This window comes from Actinomyces sp. S6-Spd3, from assembly GCF_000758755.1.
Taxonomy (GTDB): Bacteria; Actinomycetota; Actinomycetes; order Actinomycetales; family Actinomycetaceae; genus Pauljensenia.
This window is the reverse complement of sequence record NZ_JRMV01000242.1, coordinates 1-739: the sequence shown is the minus strand read 5'-3', so window position 1 is coordinate 739 and position 739 is coordinate 1. Positions and strand designations below refer to the sequence as shown.

Below are 739 nucleotides of genomic sequence, written 5' to 3'. Positions count from 1 at the left end.
CACGGTCCTATTTTGCTGAGAAGTTGCGAGTCTTATACCTGGCCGCGTGTGCCGAGGAAGGCCACAAACTCAGAGCTCATCATCGGGATCATCCTGTGCTTCTGAAGAACAATTTCGGGCTGAAACACTGATGCTGTTCAGATGTAGCGGGTCCTGCAAGTTTTCTGGGGGCGCTAGAACACATTCTCGGATGCCATCTACATGCTCACTTAAAGAATCAGTGATTGGTGACCACATTGGGTCAAGAATAAAATCTATCCCTGAACGACGCGCGTGTTTAGCGGCCGGTACAAAGTCAGAGTCACCGGCAATCATAACTATTTGATTGACAAGGCCGCGTTCCGCAAGCGTCGAGATATCAAGACCAAGGCGCATATCGACGCCTTTCTGTTTGATATCTAGAAAGAAATCCTGCTCATGCAACTCGTCAACCATAATGCGGCCTGCCAATAGCTTCTTCGTTGGCTCGGGTTTAAGCGTATACCCGCGTTGCGACTCGAGTTCTTCCCCTCGTCGCAAGGCGACTTTGCGTTTCTTTAGTAGCTCGGAGAAGAAGGCGTTTGACCATCTGTACTGGTCGCTCTTAGCCAGATTGATTTCACTACGCAATAGCGGGTGGTAAAGGACTTTGGTAGAAGGAGGGCAATCGTAGTAGAAGATTCTGTACAGGTTCGAACGTGACTTCCTTATGTGCCTACGACGATACTCCAGCAACTCGTCGGCCCGCTCTTGCGGATTC

Annotated in this window: 1 protein-coding gene; it reads right to left on the bottom strand. The window is 49.9% G+C overall.

Annotated features, from left to right (window positions below; genetic code table 11):
* Window positions 1-69: 69 nt before the first annotated feature.
* On the bottom strand, window positions 70-739 hold a 670-nt coding region (locus tag HMPREF1627_RS01970), incomplete at its 5' end, for an NYN domain-containing protein (RefSeq protein ID WP_034500695.1).